The organism is Nitrospirota bacterium, from assembly GCA_035516965.1.
Lineage (GTDB): Bacteria > Nitrospirota > UBA9217 > UBA9217 > UBA9217 > MHEA01.
This window is the reverse complement of the sequence record DATIZR010000027.1, coordinates 42108-58257: the sequence shown is the minus strand read 5'-3', so window position 1 is coordinate 58257 and position 16150 is coordinate 42108. Positions and strand designations below refer to the sequence as shown.

Below are 16150 nucleotides of genomic sequence, written 5' to 3'. Positions count from 1 at the left end.
ATTCTTACGACCCCATCACGCCCGCCTCGGACTCCGCGGCGGCGTCGATCATGGCGAGGATCTGGTCGTCCCGGAAGTTGTTCACCTGGAACGCCTTGGCCGGGCAGATGCCCGCGCAGATCCCGCACCCCATGCACTTGATCTCGTTGTGCGAGACCTTCCCGTCCTTGTCAATGTAGGGCGATCCGAAGGGACAGACGCGCAGACAGGAGAGGCAGGACATGCAGAGCTCCCGCTTGTGTTTGGCGATGATGCCGGAGACCGCGAGTTTCTCGTGGGACAGGATCACGCCGGCGCGGCCCGCGGCGGCCAAGGCCTGGATGAGGGTTTCATCGAGGTTCTTGGGCGCATGCCCGAGACCGGCCACGAAGAGCCCTTCGCTGGGGAAGTCAACAGGCCGGAGCTTTACATGAGCTTCAAGGTAATAGCCATCGGGATTGCGCGTGACCTTGTACATGGCGCCGATGCTCTCGGTCGAAGGATGCGGCCTGAGCCCGACGGAGAGCACGAGCCAGTCGGCGTCGAACTGGAGCTCCCGGTTCAGCATATAGTCCCAGGCTTTGACCTGGACCTTGCTCCCGGCCTGTTCCACCGCCGGCTTCCGGTCCACATCATAGCGGACAAAGAACACGCCCAGATCCCGGGCTTGCTTGTAATAGTCCTCGCGAAGACCATAGGTCCTGATGTCCCGGTAGAGGATCACCACTTCAGCCAGGGGGTTCCGCTCTTTAATGGCAATGGCATTCTTGATGGCGTCCTGGCAGCAGACCCGGGAGCAGTACTGGGCAGGTTCCTCGCGGGAACCCACGCACTGGATCATGACGTAACGCTCGCCGGCCTTCGGCTTGAGGTTTTCATGGAACAACTTCTTTTCCAGGTCACGCTGGGTGATTACATTCGAGCTTTGACCGGCAAGGTATTCCGTAGGCTGATATTCCACGCCGCCGCTGGCAAGGATGATGGCGCCGTGCTTCATGACGCTCCCATTGGTCAGGGTCGTCTCGAAATTGCCCACGAAACCGTCGGTCTTTTTGACCTCGGCGCCTGTATGCACCGTGATCTTGGGATGGGCCTTGACCTCCGCGATCTTCGTTGCGAGGAAGTGCTGCACGTCGGAGCCGTCAAGAGTACGGTAGACGTTTTTTGCCAGGCCGCCGAGCGCTTGTTCTCGCTCAACGATGTGCACGGGGAAACCCTGGTCGGCAACCGCGAGGGCGGAAGTCATGCCGGCTACGCCGCCGCCGATGACGAGGCATGCAGGAGTCACGCCAACGCTCTCGCTCTTGAGCGGCTCCTGCAGCCGTGATTTGGCCACTGCCATCTTGACGATCTTGATGGCTTTCTTCGTGGCCACTTCGTTCTGGCCTTTATGGCACCAGGAGCACTGTTCGCGTATGTCGGCGAGGTCGAAGAGGTACTTGTTCAGGCCCGCCTCCTGGATCGTCTCCTGGAAAAGCTTCTCGTGGGTCCGGGGCGTACAGGACGCGATCACCACGCGGTTCAGGTTCTGGTCCTTGATCGTCTGCTTGATCACATCCTGGTTGTCCTGGGCGCAGGCATAAATCGTATTCGTAACGTAGGCAACGCCCTTTTCCTTCTTGACCGCCTCGACGACCTGGTCGATCTCGACGGTCGAGGAGATGTTCGTACCGCAGTGGCAGACGAACACGCCGATCCTGGGCGCTTCACCGGCAACATCCTTCTCGGGCGGCAGTTCTTTTTTCTTGGTCTCGGTCCCGCGCGCCTCGGCAAGAAGTGCCATGACGCTTCCGGCCACGCCGCTGCCCTGCATCACGGTGTCGGGAATGTCCTTGGGCCCCTGGTAGATGCCGGTAACGAACACGCCGTCGCGCGAGGTTTTGACCGGCGTGAAGTGCGAGGTCTTGGCGAACTGGTATTGGTTGGCCTCGATTCCGAAGGTCTTGGCGAACTCAAGGGCGTCCGAGTGGGGTTCCAGGCCCACGGACAGGACCACCATGTCAAAGGTCTCATTCAAAAGTTTACCGGTCTCGTCGGAATACCGAAGGACCAGGTTGCCGGTACCGGGATCCTCGCGGACCGCCGAGACCATGGCACGCTGATACTTGACGCCGTAGTCGTTCTTTGCCCGCTCCACATATTTGTCGAAATCCTTGCCAAAGGCCCGCATCTCCATGTAGAAGATGGTCGGCTCGATGTGCTTGTCGTGCTCCTTGGCTATGATCGACTGCTTGGTCGCGTACATGCAGCAGACCGACGAGCACCAGGGGTTCCCGTTGTGGCTGTCCCGGGACCCCACGCACTGGATCCAGGCCACCTTGACAGGATGCTTCTGATCGGACGGCCGCTGCACAACGCCCTGGTACGGGCCCGAGGCCGAGAGGATGCGCTCGAATTGGACCGAGGAGACCACGTTCGGCCAGCGGCCCAGACCCAGCTCGGGCCGCACCCGCGCATCATACCGATTCAAACCCGGAGAGAGGATGATGGAACCGACATGGAGCTCGATCTCCTTGCCGGCGTCTTCGTAGTTGATGGCCTTGGCCTTGCAGACCTTTTCGCACAAGCGGCAGCGCTTCTTCTGGGGATCGGTAAGGCAGAGACAGTTCTTCGAGTCGATGGCCCGCGTGTTCGGGACCGCCTGGGGGAAGAGGGAGAAGATGGCCTTGCGCTGGCCGAGCTGCTGGTCGAATTCGCTCGGGACCTTTTTGGGGCATTTCGCTTCGCAGTCGCCGCAGCCGGTGCATTTGCTTTTATCGACGTAGCGCGGCGCCATCCTTACCTTGACCGTGAAGTCGCCGGACCGGCCGGAGACCGAGGTCACCTCGGCCAGGGTGTGAATGTCTATGTTCAGATGGCGGCCGACCTCGACCATCTTGGGCGAGATCATGCACATGGCGCAGTCGCCCGTGGGGAAGGTCTTATCCAGCATGACCATGGTCCCGCCGACGGAGGTGTCCTTCTGGACCATGTGTACCTTGAAGCCGCTTTCCGCGAGATCGAGGGCCGCCTGCATGCCGCCGATGCCGCCGCCGACGATCAGGACCGAGCCTTGTTTTTTCGAAGTAGTCTGTGCGCTCATATCAGGTTCAACTCCTTTAACAATCCCATGGCGTCCACGAAATGCCGGTCGACCTGCATGAGTATTGGGTCGATCCCCATAGAGACGCCGATAAGCTCCGTGATGTAGTAGACCGGCAGCCGCTTTTCTATCCCATATTTTTTGCCGACCTCGTCCTGGTAGGAATCCACGTTCATCTGGCAGAGCGGGCAGGTGGTAACGAGGCAGTTCGCGCCGCGGGCTGTCGCGTCCTTGAAAATACGGGACATCAGAAGCTGCGACTGTTCGGCATCGTTGTACGCCCCGGAGGCGCCGCAGCAGTCTGTCTTATAGCTCCAATCGACGGGCTCTGCGCCGAGCGCCTTGCAGACGATCTCCATTCCCTGGGGATTCTCCACGTTATCGGGTACGTCGATGTCCACCGGGAACCGCGTCATGAGGCAGCCATAGTAACAGGCCGGCTTGAGGCCCGTGAGTTTCTTGACCGCCTTGCCGGCGATCTCTCCCGAGTCAACCTTGGGCCGCAGGACCTCGAGGATGCTCGAAACCTTGATCCTGCCTTCTATTTTATGGCCGAGCTCCGCGTTGATGGATTCCTTGAGCGCCGCATCTGAGGCAAGCACCTTTTGCGACACGAGGGTCCTGCTGTAGCACGACGAGCACGGGATCACGATCTCGGAAAGACCGGTGGCGTCGGCAAGCCCCAGGTTCCTGGCGGGAAGGGCGATGGAAAGGAACTCATTGGTCTTGCTTGCGCCGGTGGCGCCGCAACAGTTCCAATCTTCGATCTCCTTGAGCTCGACGCCCAGCTTATTGAACACGAGCTTGCACTGGATATCGTACAGCTCGGACGATGCATGGAGTGAACAACCGGGATAATAGGCTATTTCCATAGGACGGTACTCATCCTCTCATACGGCCGTCAGCGGCCCTTGGATTTTTTGTAGAGGGCTTTTATTTCCGCGCGGTTCTTGACCCTGTCCATGCCGAAGTGCATCCGTTTCAACTTCGTCATTTCCGCGCCGAGCTTAGCCTGGCTTTTCATTTCCTCGAACATGGCATTCAGGTTCCCCTTCGCGAGCTCCTTGAACAGGGTCTTGGTCTCGTAGATGGCCATGAGTTCGATCTCGTTGACGCGGCCCAAGTGGCCCGTAGACGTCATGAAGGCCTTGTGAAAATCGGCGATGCGGGGGGTGAGCGGCTTCAAATGGGCTTCCTTGGACATCTTCTTCAGGGTCTCGGTGATCCGCGCGGTCTGGATATTATTGGGGCAGCGCGTACCGCAGGTATAACAGGACACGCACTTCCAGACGAGCAGATTATTGAGCGCCCCTTCCCTGTCTCCGACGAGGACCATCCGGATCAACCGGTCCGGCGTGACCCCCGTCTCCTCCCCCACCGGACAGCCGGCGGCACAACGGCGGCACTGATAGCAGGCCTGCAGGTTCTGGCCGGACCGGGCCGAGACCTCGTCGAGCAGGGATTTGGAAACCGACGCTTCGTACTTCAATACCGATGGCGACATAGACACTCCCTTGTATGGACTGAACGCTTAATTCCGCTCCTTCAAGAGCTCGAGCATTTCCATCCTGGTAGATTCCTTGGTCCGGAAGATCCCCCGGACCGCGGACGTGACGACGCGGGACCCTGGCTTCTTTACGCCGCGCATGCTCATGCAGAGATGCTCGGCATCGATCACAACCATGGCTCCCTTGGGCTTGAGCCTGCCGACGATGAAGTCGGCGAACTGAGTTGTCAAACGCTCCTGCACCTGCGGACGCTTGGCGAAGACCTCGAGCGCCTTGGCAAGGCTGCTGATGCCCACGATCTTCCCCGCACCCGGGATATAAGCGATGTGCGCCTTGCCGAAGAACGGAAGGAGATGGTGTTCGCACACGGAATAGAACGGGATGTCGCGGATCATCACCATCTCGTCATGGTTCTCGCCGGCCATGGGCTTCAGAAGTTCTCCCGTGTCGGCCGCGATGCCGGAGAAGATCTCGGCATACATCTCGGCAACGCGCTGGGGCGTATTCTTGAGTCCCGGCCGGTCCGGATCCTCCCCGATGCCCTCTATGATGAGGCGAACGCCTTTTTCAATTTTCTTAGGGTCCATATGGTAGCAGGGCTCAACGGGGTCCTGGAAACGCAGACCAAAATCCCTCTATCAGCTCCGGTGCACGCCTCAACCGGCATGCGCAGCACGATCAGCTCGCTTCTATGACTCTCCGTTCCGTTACGATCTTCTGTACGGGGATGTCGTGAGGATCGGCCGGTATCTCGGGTACGATCTGAAGCTCAAAAGCGACCGCTGCAGTGGCACCGGAATAATCCTGCAACAACTTATCGTAGAATCCAGCTCCGTATCCCAGACGGTTTCCCTGCTGATCGAACCCCAGGCCCGGTACGATAACGAGTCCCACTTCGCCGAGTGCGACCGGCGTGGTCTCGCGAGGCTCGGGGATCCCCCAGGTACCGGGAACCATGTCTTTATCAAAGTCCTTGATCTCGAACAGCAGGAGTTCCCTGCCTGCAACCTTCGGCAGGATCACCCGCTTGCCTGAATCCAGCGCATGCCGGATCATGGGCAGGGTATCGACCTCGCTTCGGAACGAGGCAAAAAACATGACCATCCGCGCGGCCTGGAACTCGGGAAGCGACCAGAGCCGCTGCTCGATCTCATAGCTCTTGGACGCACGGATCTCACGGGAAAGGCTATCCCTCGCTTCTGCTATCTTTTTTCTCAGAGGTGTTTTCAAGAGGAGGGAAGAATAACTTTTAATAATACATTAATAACGTTTACTAATATTAACATGAAAGAAAATTATATTCCACCGTTTTATGACTTCCTCTCTGTCCGGTCCTGTATGTTACTTCGAGAGGGACTTTCCGATCAACCGGTCCAATCCGGACTTGATGGCCTTTGCTTCTTCCACAGCCTCCGGCGACGCATCAAAGGGAGATCTGCCGTCGAGATCGGCCTTGACCATATCGTCTGCATAGCTCATGAATCCGAGGACCTTCATCCCGGGCAGGTGCTTTGTGATGAATTCCCTGTCCGACTCCCGCTTGATCTTGTTGCCCACGACGAAGACGTCCTTGATGCCGAGCCCCTTTGCCAGGTCCTGCACATGATGAGCTGTCTGAAGGCTCCGCTGTCCCGGCTCTACCACCACGATAAAGGCATTCACTCCACTGGCCGTGCCGCGGGTCAGATGTTCGATGCCCGCCTCCATATCGAGGATCACAACCTCATCGCGCCGAAGGATCAGATGGCTGACAAGGCGGCGGAGCAGCACATGCTCAGGACAGTAGCATCCGGCGGCGGCCTCCTTTGACTTGCCCATCACCAGGAGCCGCACGCCCTCATGCTGGATGCCGTAGGCCTCGGGGATGTCATCCACCTTCGGGTTGATGCTGAACAGGCCGCCTGGCGCGCCCGGACGGGAGCCCGTCCGCTCCTCGATCATGTCGGATTGCTCGGCAAGCGGTAGGGCCTTTGCTGCCAGCTCCGGCGCTATGCCGAGGGCAGATGCCAGGTTTGCATCAGGATCGGCATCTACCGCGAGAACCTTCTTCCCTTCCGACGCATAGATCCGGGCCAGGAGGCCGGAAAGCGTTGTTTTTCCTACGCCTCCCTTGCCGGTTATTGCTATTTTCAATCAGATCTCCGAAATGACGAATAATTGAACAGATGGTAAAAATAACACCTAACATACGGATGTGTCAAGGGTTTTTTACCTGGTAATTGAGCTTCCTGAAAGTACGCGGCGGACTTCGAGACTAAAGATAAACTCCCGTTTACCGATACGATAATTGCTCTATGCGAATAAGAAAAATACCATCATATATTTGGATTCTTGCGGCCGCGCTCCTGATCGTCCTGGCGGTTATTGCGGCCCTTTCCTGGTACATGAAGCAGGAGGACCACGCCCCTGCACAGCAGGGATCCAATATCATCATCCGCCAGGCACCGACCGCGGCGCTTGGTACCGCCCGGAACGCCCCTGCCGGAGAGGCGTCCCTTCAAACCTCGACCCCTGCGGTCGTTTCCGCTGCGCTGCCGACCACGACGTACGTCCTTTCCGGCCAGTCGACGACCCCGGAACAGGTCTCATCCGGACAGACGCGGTCCGTTCTCCCCTCGGAGCAGACCACCACGATCAGGCCCGCGAGGCCGGTCCAGGACCTCTTCGACATTGTTCTGCTCATCGACAGTTCGGGCAGCATGAAAAGGACGGACCCCGGGAATTACCGGAAGGACGCGGCCAAGCTCTTCGCTTCGCTGGTCGGGAAGAACGACCGCATCGCGGTCATGAGCTTCGGTGATGCGGCGACGATGCTCATCCCGCTCACCGCGAACAATGATCAGAGCCGGCCTGCGGTATTCAGGGCCATCGACCGGATCTCGTCCCGGGAGTTCTCGACGAACATTCTCGACGCCGTGCAGAAAGGCTACGATGAGCTGAAGCAGTCGACGACAAAAAACAGGATCCTGGTCATGATGTCCGACGGCAGGCTGGCTCTCGGCTCCGCAGAGAAGGACTCCGCCGCGCATGCCGAGCTCATGAAGCTCCTGCCCGAGCTGAAAGATGCGGGCATCAGGATATACACGGTGGCCTTTACGGAGGAGTCGGACAGCACCCTGCTCGCGACCATGGCCCGCGAGACCGACGGTTCGTTCCGGTACGCGAAAACCGAGAGGGACGTGCACCTCATGTTCACCTCCATCTTTGAACGGCTCAAGGCGCCGGACAGCGTCCCTTTCGAGGGAGAATCCTTCGTCCTTGACCGCGAGATCCGGGAAGCGGTGGTGCTGATCACCAAGGCGCCGGGCACGGCGGTGGCCCTTCGCGATCCGAACGGCGGGCAGCATACCTCGTCGCGACATCCCTCTTCGTTCAACTGGTATGCATCGAACGTGTTTGACATGATAACGATCAGCGAACCCCCTGAGGGCATGTGGACCGTCAGGCTCAGCACGAACGAAGGCAACAAAGTGTACGTTCTGACGGATCTGAGCCTGAGGTGCGCCCTGGACAGGGACTTCGTCAGGAAGGGAGAATCCGTCAGGATCGACGCCTGGCTGGAAAAACAGGGTGTGATCGTGACCGGAGCGGATCTGGCCGCAAACGCGGTTTTTTCCGCCGAGGTAACCGGGCCCGACGGAAAGACCACCGCTGTGAACCTGGTGGACGACGGTTCTCCTCCGGGAGCCGGGACTTCGGGGATAAACAGCAGGCATCATGTTGAACTTCCCGCAGCTGGGCCGGGGGAATACACGGTGCGGATCAGGGCAACGGGCAGGACATTCAAGCGTGAGAAGACCGTCCCGTTCCGGGTCCTGGACGCTCCGTCGCTCGCTCCCGCGCCACGGACGCCGCAGGCGGCCTCCGTGGCGCCAAATAACTTGCCGGACGAAGAAATACACTGGGGACCAGTGCTGCTTCGGCTGGGCCTGATAAACCTTGCGCTCGCCTCGTTCGCTGGCATCGTATTATTCCTGATCAAGAAGTTCGCACGGAAGAAGGTATTATCATGATAAAGATCGACGCGCTCTCGTTCCTGCTGCTCGTCGAGGCGCTGATCGTCCTCCTCGCGGTGACGCTCGTACTGCTGTGGCGAGCCTGGAAGGATCGGGGCCGGAAGAGAATCGAGGATACGCCACAAGAGCAGGCAGGGCCGGGAGAGCTCCCCTCCAGCCCTGACGCTGCCGAAGCGCAGGAGCCGGGGTCCGGCGAACTGGACTCCCTCCGCCAGACCGTCGAGATGCTGAAAAAAATGGTCCACGATATGCTGAGCTGCAAACAGGTGTTCGATACCGCGCCGGCACGGTTGTCCGGCATACAAGCGGCCTACCGTGATCAGCAGGAACGGTCGGAACAGAAGGCGAGCGGTGCGGGTCAGCAGGAGATGGAGGCCGCTCTCGGGAGCCTGAAAGCCGAGCAGGAAACGCTCGCGGTGAAGTTCAGGATCTGGGAGGGTCAGTTCAATAAGCTCCAGGGAGATGAAACGGCTTCCATCACGCCGGCCGATGAGATCGTGAGGACCATGATGTCCCGGGAAAAAGAGGAACTGCTGGATAGGACGAAGGCCGCGGAGGACGCACTCGCCGAGAAGACAAATATCCTGAAGGCGCTCCAGGCGAAATATGACAACCTGGAAAAAGAATACGAGATCCTCTACCGGCAGCAACAGAATGCGGGAGACGGCGCCTGAGAGAGGATGGAAGCCCGTCAGAAGGCTCCCGCCACCTGCGCCGCCTCGCGCAGATGATCGTAATCAGTGTCCTGGACCATCGAGAAGCCGATCAGCCCCGCGGACCAGAGGATGCCCGCCGACGCGGCCTCGTTGGGCTTGAGCCTGAGCAGGGCGGCGCGGATCTTTGCCGTCACCTCCTTGCTTAGGCTCGGCGAGGCAAAGACCGGCCAGTTAGGGTAATAGTCGGTATAGGCCACGATCCTTAACCGGGAAATGTCGATCTTGCGCTTCACCCTGTCGAAGTCATCCTCCCGGATGCCGCCGGCGTCGGCTGCTCCGTTGTAAACGGCCTGCACGACGTTGTCATGGGTCTTCGCGAAGGGAAGCACCGTCAAGTCCCTGCGAACGTCAAAGCCCGCGTGGTGCAGGAGAAGCATCTGAAAAATGTATCCCGCGGCCGAATCCCTGTCCACGAAGACCAGTTTTTTCCCCTTCAGGTCCTGGATCCTCCTGACAGGGCTCTCCTTCCTCGTGATGATGATGCCGCGGAACTTCGTGCCGGCCTTTAGCTCCGCGGCAAGGGCCAGCGGTTCAAGGGCGATATCCCTTTTCAGCTGCACGTAGACCACCGGGTTCGCAAAGCCGAGATCTATCTGACCCTGCCTGACCGCAGCGTTGAAGGCCGCGAAATCCTTGGGGATGACGATGCTGACCTTCTCGCCTGTCTCCTTCGTGAGATATTGAGCGAGCGGGTTGAACATCGTGAACAGTTCGACGGGGCCCAAGCGCGGCAGAATGCCGAATTTGACCTCGGCCCGGGCCGCGGTCGGAACGGCCGATACAAGGATGATGCCTACCGTGATGCGGCAGAGCAGCCGCATCAGGCTCGCACCCGCTCCCCCGCCCAGGCAAACCACCCCCTGTTGCGGCACATCCCTCATGAACGCCATGATCGCCTCTCCTTGCCGGACCGTGTCACCTCGCCGCTATTTCACCGGATAGATCTTCTCGATAAGGGCATGCAGATCGCTCGGCTGGAACGGTTTCTTCACATACCCCTTCGCCCCGAGCGCTAACCCCCGCAAGGTATCCTCTTCCTTGCCCTCGGTGCTGACCATGACAATCGGTATCGCGTTGTAGCGCTCCGTCGCCTTCACTTTTTTGATGAACTCGATGCCGTTCATCACCGGCATGTTGATGTCGAGCAGGATCAGGTCCACATCCGGATTCGCCGCAAGCTTGTCCCACCCGTCCTGCCCGTTCATCCCGTCGATGATCTCACAGCGATACCGCATGAGCACCATTTTGTACATCTGGTGGATCAGCGCCGAATCGTCTATGACCAGAACCTTCTTGAGCATGTCCATCCTCCTGCATGCGCTCCCACTTCCGGCAATGCCGGTGTGCGCCAGTCCGCGGCAATCACCTTGTCACACAACGGACGATCGCGGCTCCCGCAGCCGGTCGATCAGTTCGCGGATGTCGACCGGCTTCTCATAGTACCATCGTGCGCCCCTGCCATAGGCCTCGTTCTCAATCTGCTCCGACCCATAGGCGGTCATGACCATCACGTCCGTTGTGGGCCAATTGCGCTTGATATAGGTCAGCAGTTCAAGCCCCTCGATTGCCAGAATCCCCGACATCCTGATATCGACGATCACCACGTCGAAGGTATAGCGCGCGAGGGCCTCCTCGGCGGGTTCAAGCCTGCTCGCGGTGATGACCTCGATCCCCTCCGTCCTGAGCGCATAGGACAGCGTCAGCAGGATGGTCGGCTCATCGTCAACGATGAGGACCCGCGTCGGTGCGGATTTGACAGGCAGCATGGGTATGATCTCTCGTCACGGGTTGCACGTCTATAGTATGCTCATGATGGTAAAAAAGCAACCTCCATGATGGCGCTGCCGCCCGGATCTCCCTCGAAAAATCAAGCCGGCTCATTCCCGTCAGGCCGCGCCCGTTACGAGAGCATTTAATACGACCTGCGGCAGGTCCTTGAGAGGCGCGACGCGCTCAACGGCCCCGAGTTCGATCGCCTTCTTGGGCATGCCAAAAACGACGCAGGAGTCCTCGTCCTGCGCGACGGTGAAGGCCCCCGCCTCCTTCATTTCGAGCATGCCCCTGGCACCGTCGTCGCCCATGCCGGTCATGATCACGCCGATGCAGTTCTTGCCCGCATACCGGGCGGCGGACCGGAACAGGACGTCAACCGACGGACGATGGCGCGACACGAGCGGCCCGTCCTTGATTTCGATGTAGTAGCGGGCGCCGCTGCGCTTGAGCAGCAGATGATGGTTGCCCGGTGCGATCAGTGCCCGGCCCCGCAGAATGGTGTCGTTGTTCTCCGCTTCTTTCACGGATATGCGGCAGATGCCGTCGAGACGGGCCGCGAAGGCGCGCGTAAAATGTTCGGGCATGTGCTGCACGACCACAATGCCCGGGGCGTCGAGCGGCATGGCCTCCAGAAAATCCCGGAGCGCTTCTGTGCCCCCGGTAGAAGCGCCTACGACCACCACCTTTTCCGTGGTCCTTGCCATCGCGCTCGATCCCGGCTTCGCGAGGATCACGTCCGCTGAATACTTGGGCACGACGCGCGGCGCATCGGGAGATATGCGCGCGATGCGGGCTGCGGCCGCGGCCTTGACCGCATCGCAGATGCGCACCTTGGATTCTTCGAGGAACTGCCTGGTCCCGAGGCGGGGCTTGGTGATGATCTCGACTGCTCCGTATTCGAGCGCCTTGAGGGCCGTCTCGGAGCCGCCCTCGGCCAGGCTGGAGCAGATGACCACCGGGATCGGATGCTGGGACATGATCTTCTGGAGGAACGTTATGCCGTCCATGCGCGGCATTTCCACATCCAGGGTTATGACGTCGGGCACCTCGCGCAGGATCTTTTCCGCGGCGATGAAGGGATCCGAAGCCGTTGCCATCACCTCGATCCCGCGGTCGGACGACAGCACCTCTTCCATCGTCTGGCGGACGACGGCAGAGTCATCGACGACGAGAACCCGTATTTTTTTGCTCATAACGGAATCACCTCATGCCCGCTGGATGACGGGGCACGCCGTACTGCTTCCGGCGGACATCGGCTTCACGGACCCCTTCGAGGCGTTGCAGCAGGACCTCGCCCGTATGCGGGTAGAACAGCAGCTTCCGTCCGCCGAGCCCTCCCACATCCTGCCGGGCGATCGCGAAGCCTTCCTGCTTCAGGAGCGCTTCGGCAGTCATGATGTTCTGGCGTCCAACCGAGATGAGGCCCGGCTTCTCGATCGAGCGCGGGAACATATCGGCTCCGCCGAAACACTTCACTTCGATATCGCTCCGCTTCACACCTGCCTTGTCGAAGATACCGGTCATCTGCCTGATCGAGCAGTCCACATACCTTAAGCCGTCCGGACACTCTCTCGTACAGCTGTTCTTCTTGCCGCATTCCGGCAGCAGGCCATGGCAGATGCCTCCGATCCCCAGCCTGCTGCTGTGCATCGTTACGGACAGGCAGGAACCGAGGACCGTGATAACCAGCGACGGCTGGTCGGTAACGTGCAATTCTCCCGCCTTGAGATACACGACCGGGGTCCCGTTGTTCCCCCTGCTCATGCGACCTTCCTGTAGATCGTCGATGAGATCCGGACGAGGGGCAGATCGAAGCCGTGGACCGTCTCGGAATGCCCCAGGAAGAGATGCCCGTTCGTCTTGAGGCACCGGCACAGGCGGCCCAGGAGCCTGTACTGCGTCGCCCGCTCGAAATAAATGATCACGTTCCGGCAGAATATGGCATCCATGAGCTCGGGTGCCGAGAGGTGCTCATCCATGAGGTTCACCCGCTGGAACGAGATGTGGGAGCGAAGCTCGGGAGCCACGCGCACCAGCGCCTTGCCGCGGTCCTTGCTGCGCAGAAAGTATCGCTGCTTGAGCGCAAGCGGGATACCAGCCACCAGATGCTCGTCGTAGATGCCGAGCCGCGCCTTGTCCAGCACCCGGCTCGAGATATCGGTGGCCAGGATGCCGTATTGAAAGCCGGCGCGCTGAATCGCAAATTCGCTCATAGCGATCGCGAGCGTATAGGGCTCCTCTCCCGAGGAGCAGCCGGCGCTCCAAATCTGGAAGTGCTTCCTGGCGCCCCCTTGTTCGCTCAGAAACTCGGGAAGCACCGATTCGGCCAGGAACTGGAAGTGATAAGGTTCACGGAAGAAGTCGGTCTTGTTCGTTGTGACCGCGTCGATCATGTGCACAAGCTCATCCGCCCCTGCTTCCGATCCGAGCACGTGATCGCAATAGTCCCTGAAGGAGGACATGCCGAGCACACGCAGCCGCTTCTGCAGCCTCGATTCGAGCATGATCTGCTTGGCCGGTGGCATCTTGATGCCGCAGTGGTCGACGATGAACTCGCTCAGACGGCCGAACTCTTTCGCGGACATTGCCTTGACGGCATCGTTGTTCATCTGGACTTCTTTCATCACAAAGAGAGCGTCGGGGAAGGCAGCGGCCCCCGCGATACCGGACGTCCTATTTCCCCTCCGGGGGGCGCCGGACTGGGAGCGCCTTCCCTCCTCCGGTTCGTTCAGTCCTGCTGGCCCGCTTCCGGAGCGGTGGAGTCCTTTTTGGCCTGGACCAGGGCCAGTTCATCGGTCGAGAAGATCTTGTCGATGTCGAGGATGATAATGAAACGGTTGTCCTTCTTGCCCATGCCCTTGATGAACTCCGTGTTCAGCCTCGTCCCGATCTTCGGTGCCGGTTCGATGTGGCCGGGCCCGAGGTCCATCACCTCCTGGACGGAATCGGCCAAGGCTCCCAGGACCGTGGTTTCGCCGTCGACCGTGACCTCGACGATGATGATGCACGTGTTCACCGTATTCTCCGTCTTCGACATGCCGAACTTGAGCCGCAAATCGACGACCGGGACCACGCTGCCCCGAAGGTTGATGACGCCGCGCATGAAGTCAGGCGTGCGCGGTACCTTGGTGATCGAGGTGAAGTCCAGGACCTCCCGTACCTTGCCAATGTCGAGGGCGAAGACCTCGTCATCGAGCTTGAACGTCAGATACTGCGTCGTCTCCATGATTGCTGCTGCAGCCATAGGTACCTCCTCGCCAGAAATGCGTAGTGCGGGATTTTGTCGGACTTGACGCACATCGCTGGTTGGCTCCACGTCAGTCATACCGCACCTGGTTTTAAAATCTCTCAAATTCGCTGTCCCGGCGGTCGTCGTTGCCCTTCCCGTCATGCCCCAGGTTCAGGGCAATTCCGGCATGAACTGCTGCACCGAGCGCTGGCAACGGCTTCGGCGCGACAGGGGCGAAAGCGGCCCTATGCCACGCCGGAACGTGTTTTACCGCTGCAACCTGACGCGAAGCCTGGGGCTCTGCCGCCTTGAAGAACGCTATCGCGCGCTGCAGCTGCTCGGCCTGGGAGGAGAGCTCTTCCGCTGTGGAGGACATCTCCTCGGCAGCACCCGCGTTTTGCTGGATCACCTGGTTCAGTTGCTGGATCGCGCCGTTGATCTGGTCCGCGCCGGTGGTCTGCTCCTTGGACGCGGCGCTGATCTCCTGCACCAACTCCGCGGTCTTCTGGATGTCCGGAACCAGCCTGGCAAGCATTTGTCCCGCCTTCACGGCCACTTCGACGCTGGTGGTCGACAGCTTGCTGATCTCGCCGGCTGCCGCCTGGCTCCGCTCGGCGAGCTTCCTGACCTCTGACGCAACGACCGCGAAGCCCTTGCCATGCTCGCCTGCCCGGGCGGCCTCGATGGCGGCGTTCAGCGCCAGGAGGTTCGTCTGGCGCGCGATCTCCTCGATGATCGAGATCCGGGAGGCGATGTCCTTCATGGCGGCCACGGTCTCGGCAACTGCCCTGCCGCTCTCCGTGGCGTCTGCAGCCGACTTGAGTGCAATTTTTTCGGTCGTCTGGGCATTGTCCGCGTTCTGCTTGATCGTGGCGTTCATCTCCTCGACGGATGATGATGCCTCTTCTGCGGATGCTGCCTGCTCGGTCGTTCCCTGGGACATCTGCCCGGCGCCCACGGAGAGCTGCTGGCTGCCCGAGGCCACGTTGTCGGAGGCGCTCTTCACCTCGGTGACGACGGTCCGGAGGCGTTCCATCATGGCCTTCATCGCATTCAGCAGCTGGCCCGTTTCGTCATTGTTCGTCACCGAGATATCCAGCATCAGGTCGCCTTCGGCGAGACGGTTCGAAACACGCACCGCCTCGGTGAGCCCCTGATTCACGCTCCTGACCAGCAGCAGGCCGATCGCAAGGATGAGCGACATGATCAGGACCATGGCGACCACGTACCTCCTCGCCTCGGCCCAGAAGACGGCCTGGACGTCGTCAATGTAGATGCCCGACCCGATCACCCACCCCCAGGGCTCAAACCTTTTGACGTAGGACACCTTGGGTACCGGCTCCTTGAAGTCCGGCTTGGGCCAGAGATAATCCACGTATCCCGCCCCGCTCGCCTTGACCGCGTCGACAAAGGCCACGAAGAGCCGCTTCCCCTCGGGGTCCTTGAAGTCAGACAGGTCCTTCCCGTCGAGCTCGGACTTGTAGGGGTGCATGATCATCGTGGGGTGCATGTCGTTGATCCAAAAATATTCCTTCTCGTCGTAGCGGAGCTGCCTGATCATGGCGACCGCGTTCCGCTGCGCCTCGTCCATGGTCATCTTGCCCTGCAGGGCGAGACCATGGTAGTACTCCAGGACGCCGAAGGCTGATTCGACCACGTGCCGTGTCTTCACCTTCCGGTCCTCGAACAGCTCCCGTCTGATGGTGAAGAGCGAGAGGAGGGTGATGGCGAGGATGCCGGCCATCATCAGCCCTGTGATGAACAGGATCCTACCCCGAAAGGTGATGCTTCGCGAGATCTTCATGGAATGCTCCTTGTCCGTGTCGCCATGCACGCCTCACTCGACG

Annotated in this window: 16 protein-coding genes; 2 read left to right on the top strand and 14 right to left on the bottom strand. The window is 60.0% G+C overall.

Translation table 11 applies throughout. The features are described 5' to 3' along the window. Positions 1-4: 4 nt before the first annotated feature. The 6 genes from VL197_03380 to VL197_03355 form a co-directional block, all read right to left on the bottom strand. Positions 5-3061 (bottom strand): FAD-dependent oxidoreductase, encoded by a 3057-nt coding sequence (locus VL197_03380; GenBank protein ID HUJ17012.1) that lies wholly within the window; start codon positions 3059-3061, stop codon positions 5-7. After that, positions 3058-3933, bottom strand: coding sequence for a CoB--CoM heterodisulfide reductase iron-sulfur subunit B family protein (locus VL197_03375; protein ID HUJ17011.1), 876 nt, complete (start codon positions 3931-3933; stop codon positions 3058-3060). Before VL197_03375 ends, VL197_03380 begins: the two co-directional genes overlap by 4 nt. 29 nt (positions 3934-3962) lie before the next feature. Continuing rightward, positions 3963-4565 (bottom strand): 4Fe-4S dicluster domain-containing protein, encoded by a 603-nt coding sequence (locus VL197_03370; protein ID HUJ17010.1) that lies wholly within the window; start codon positions 4563-4565, stop codon positions 3963-3965. A 27-nt stretch (positions 4566-4592) separates the two neighbouring features. Continuing rightward, the gene (gene folE, locus VL197_03365; protein HUJ17009.1) at positions 4593-5156 is read right to left on the bottom strand and encodes a GTP cyclohydrolase I FolE; all 564 of its coding nucleotides are present in this window, start codon (positions 5154-5156) and stop codon (positions 4593-4595) included. A 91-nt stretch (positions 5157-5247) separates the two neighbouring features. Then, on the bottom strand, positions 5248-5799 hold the full coding sequence (locus VL197_03360) for a 5-formyltetrahydrofolate cyclo-ligase (protein HUJ17008.1): 552 nt from the start codon (positions 5797-5799) through the stop codon (positions 5248-5250). A 111-nt stretch (positions 5800-5910) separates the two neighbouring features. After that, on the bottom strand, positions 5911-6702 hold the full coding sequence (locus tag VL197_03355; GenBank protein HUJ17007.1) for a carbon monoxide dehydrogenase accessory protein CooC: 792 nt from the start codon (positions 6700-6702) through the stop codon (positions 5911-5913). Between the two features lie 161 nt (positions 6703-6863). On the opposite strand from VL197_03355, the gene VL197_03350 reads away from it, so the two are divergent. After that, positions 6864-8582 carry a VWA domain-containing protein gene (locus tag VL197_03350; GenBank protein HUJ17006.1) on the top strand — a complete coding sequence of 573 codons (1719 nt, stop codon included), beginning with the start codon at positions 6864-6866 and terminating at the stop codon, positions 8580-8582. Then, positions 8579-9259: a hypothetical protein gene (locus tag VL197_03345; protein ID HUJ17005.1), complete on the top strand. Its 681-nt coding sequence runs from the start codon at positions 8579-8581 to the stop codon at positions 9257-9259. Before VL197_03350 ends, VL197_03345 begins: the two co-directional genes overlap by 4 nt. Positions 9260-9276: 17 nt before the next feature. On the opposite strand, the gene VL197_03340 is transcribed toward VL197_03345, so the two are convergent. From VL197_03340 to VL197_03305, 8 genes are all read right to left on the bottom strand, one after another. Next, positions 9277-10191 carry a phosphate/phosphite/phosphonate ABC transporter substrate-binding protein gene (locus tag VL197_03340; protein ID HUJ17004.1) on the bottom strand — a complete coding sequence of 305 codons (915 nt, stop codon included), beginning with the start codon at positions 10189-10191 and terminating at the stop codon, positions 9277-9279. A 36-nt stretch (positions 10192-10227) separates the two neighbouring features. After that, a complete protein-coding gene (locus VL197_03335; GenBank protein ID HUJ17003.1) occupies positions 10228-10602 on the bottom strand; it encodes a response regulator in 375 nt (124 codons plus the stop codon). 69 nt (positions 10603-10671) lie between these two features. Beyond that, complete coding sequence (locus tag VL197_03330; protein HUJ17002.1) at positions 10672-11067, bottom strand: response regulator; 396 nt, start codon at positions 11065-11067, stop codon at positions 10672-10674. A gap of 120 nt (positions 11068-11187) precedes the next feature. Then, positions 11188-12267, bottom strand: coding sequence for a chemotaxis response regulator protein-glutamate methylesterase (locus VL197_03325; protein ID HUJ17001.1), 1080 nt, complete (start codon positions 12265-12267; stop codon positions 11188-11190). Between the two features lie 7 nt (positions 12268-12274). Continuing rightward, a complete protein-coding gene (locus tag VL197_03320; GenBank protein ID HUJ17000.1) occupies positions 12275-12838 on the bottom strand; it encodes a chemotaxis protein CheD in 564 nt (187 codons plus the stop codon). After that, positions 12835-13683, bottom strand: a complete 849-nt coding sequence (locus VL197_03315; protein ID HUJ16999.1) for a protein-glutamate O-methyltransferase CheR — start codon at positions 13681-13683, stop codon at positions 12835-12837. Before VL197_03315 ends, VL197_03320 begins: the two co-directional genes overlap by 4 nt. A 119-nt stretch (positions 13684-13802) precedes the next feature. After that, positions 13803-14318 (bottom strand): chemotaxis protein CheW, encoded by a 516-nt coding sequence (locus tag VL197_03310; GenBank protein ID HUJ16998.1) that lies wholly within the window; start codon positions 14316-14318, stop codon positions 13803-13805. Positions 14319-14412: 94 nt separating this feature from the next. Next, positions 14413-16107, bottom strand: coding sequence for a methyl-accepting chemotaxis protein (locus VL197_03305; protein HUJ16997.1), 1695 nt, complete (start codon positions 16105-16107; stop codon positions 14413-14415). Positions 16108-16150: the final 43 nt, after the last annotated feature.

Coding starts and splice junctions, on each gene's coding strand:
- VL197_03380 (HUJ17012.1), bottom strand. CDS start 3,061: ATGAGCGCACAGACTACTTCGAAAAAACAAGGCTCGGTCCTGATCGTC.
- VL197_03375 (HUJ17011.1), bottom strand. CDS start 3,933: ATGGAAATAGCCTATTATCCCGGTTGTTCACTCCATGCATCGTCCGAG.
- VL197_03370 (HUJ17010.1), bottom strand. CDS start 4,565: ATGTCGCCATCGGTATTGAAGTACGAAGCGTCGGTTTCCAAATCCCTG.
- folE (HUJ17009.1), bottom strand. CDS start 5,156: ATGGACCCTAAGAAAATTGAAAAAGGCGTTCGCCTCATCATAGAGGGC.
- VL197_03350 (HUJ17006.1), top strand. CDS start 6,864: ATGCGAATAAGAAAAATACCATCATATATTTGGATTCTTGCGGCCGCG.
- VL197_03345 (HUJ17005.1), top strand. CDS start 8,579: ATGATAAAGATCGACGCGCTCTCGTTCCTGCTGCTCGTCGAGGCGCTG.
- VL197_03340 (HUJ17004.1), bottom strand. CDS start 10,191: ATGGCGTTCATGAGGGATGTGCCGCAACAGGGGGTGGTTTGCCTGGGC.
- VL197_03335 (HUJ17003.1), bottom strand. CDS start 10,602: ATGCTCAAGAAGGTTCTGGTCATAGACGATTCGGCGCTGATCCACCAG.
- VL197_03330 (HUJ17002.1), bottom strand. CDS start 11,067: ATGCTGCCTGTCAAATCCGCACCGACGCGGGTCCTCATCGTTGACGAT.
- VL197_03325 (HUJ17001.1), bottom strand. CDS start 12,267: ATGAGCAAAAAAATACGGGTTCTCGTCGTCGATGACTCTGCCGTCGTC.
- VL197_03320 (HUJ17000.1), bottom strand. CDS start 12,838: ATGAGCAGGGGGAACAACGGGACCCCGGTCGTGTATCTCAAGGCGGGA.
- VL197_03315 (HUJ16999.1), bottom strand. CDS start 13,683: ATGAACAACGATGCCGTCAAGGCAATGTCCGCGAAAGAGTTCGGCCGT.
- VL197_03310 (HUJ16998.1), bottom strand. CDS start 14,318: ATGGCTGCAGCAGCAATCATGGAGACGACGCAGTATCTGACGTTCAAG.
- VL197_03305 (HUJ16997.1), bottom strand. CDS start 16,107: ATGAAGATCTCGCGAAGCATCACCTTTCGGGGTAGGATCCTGTTCATC.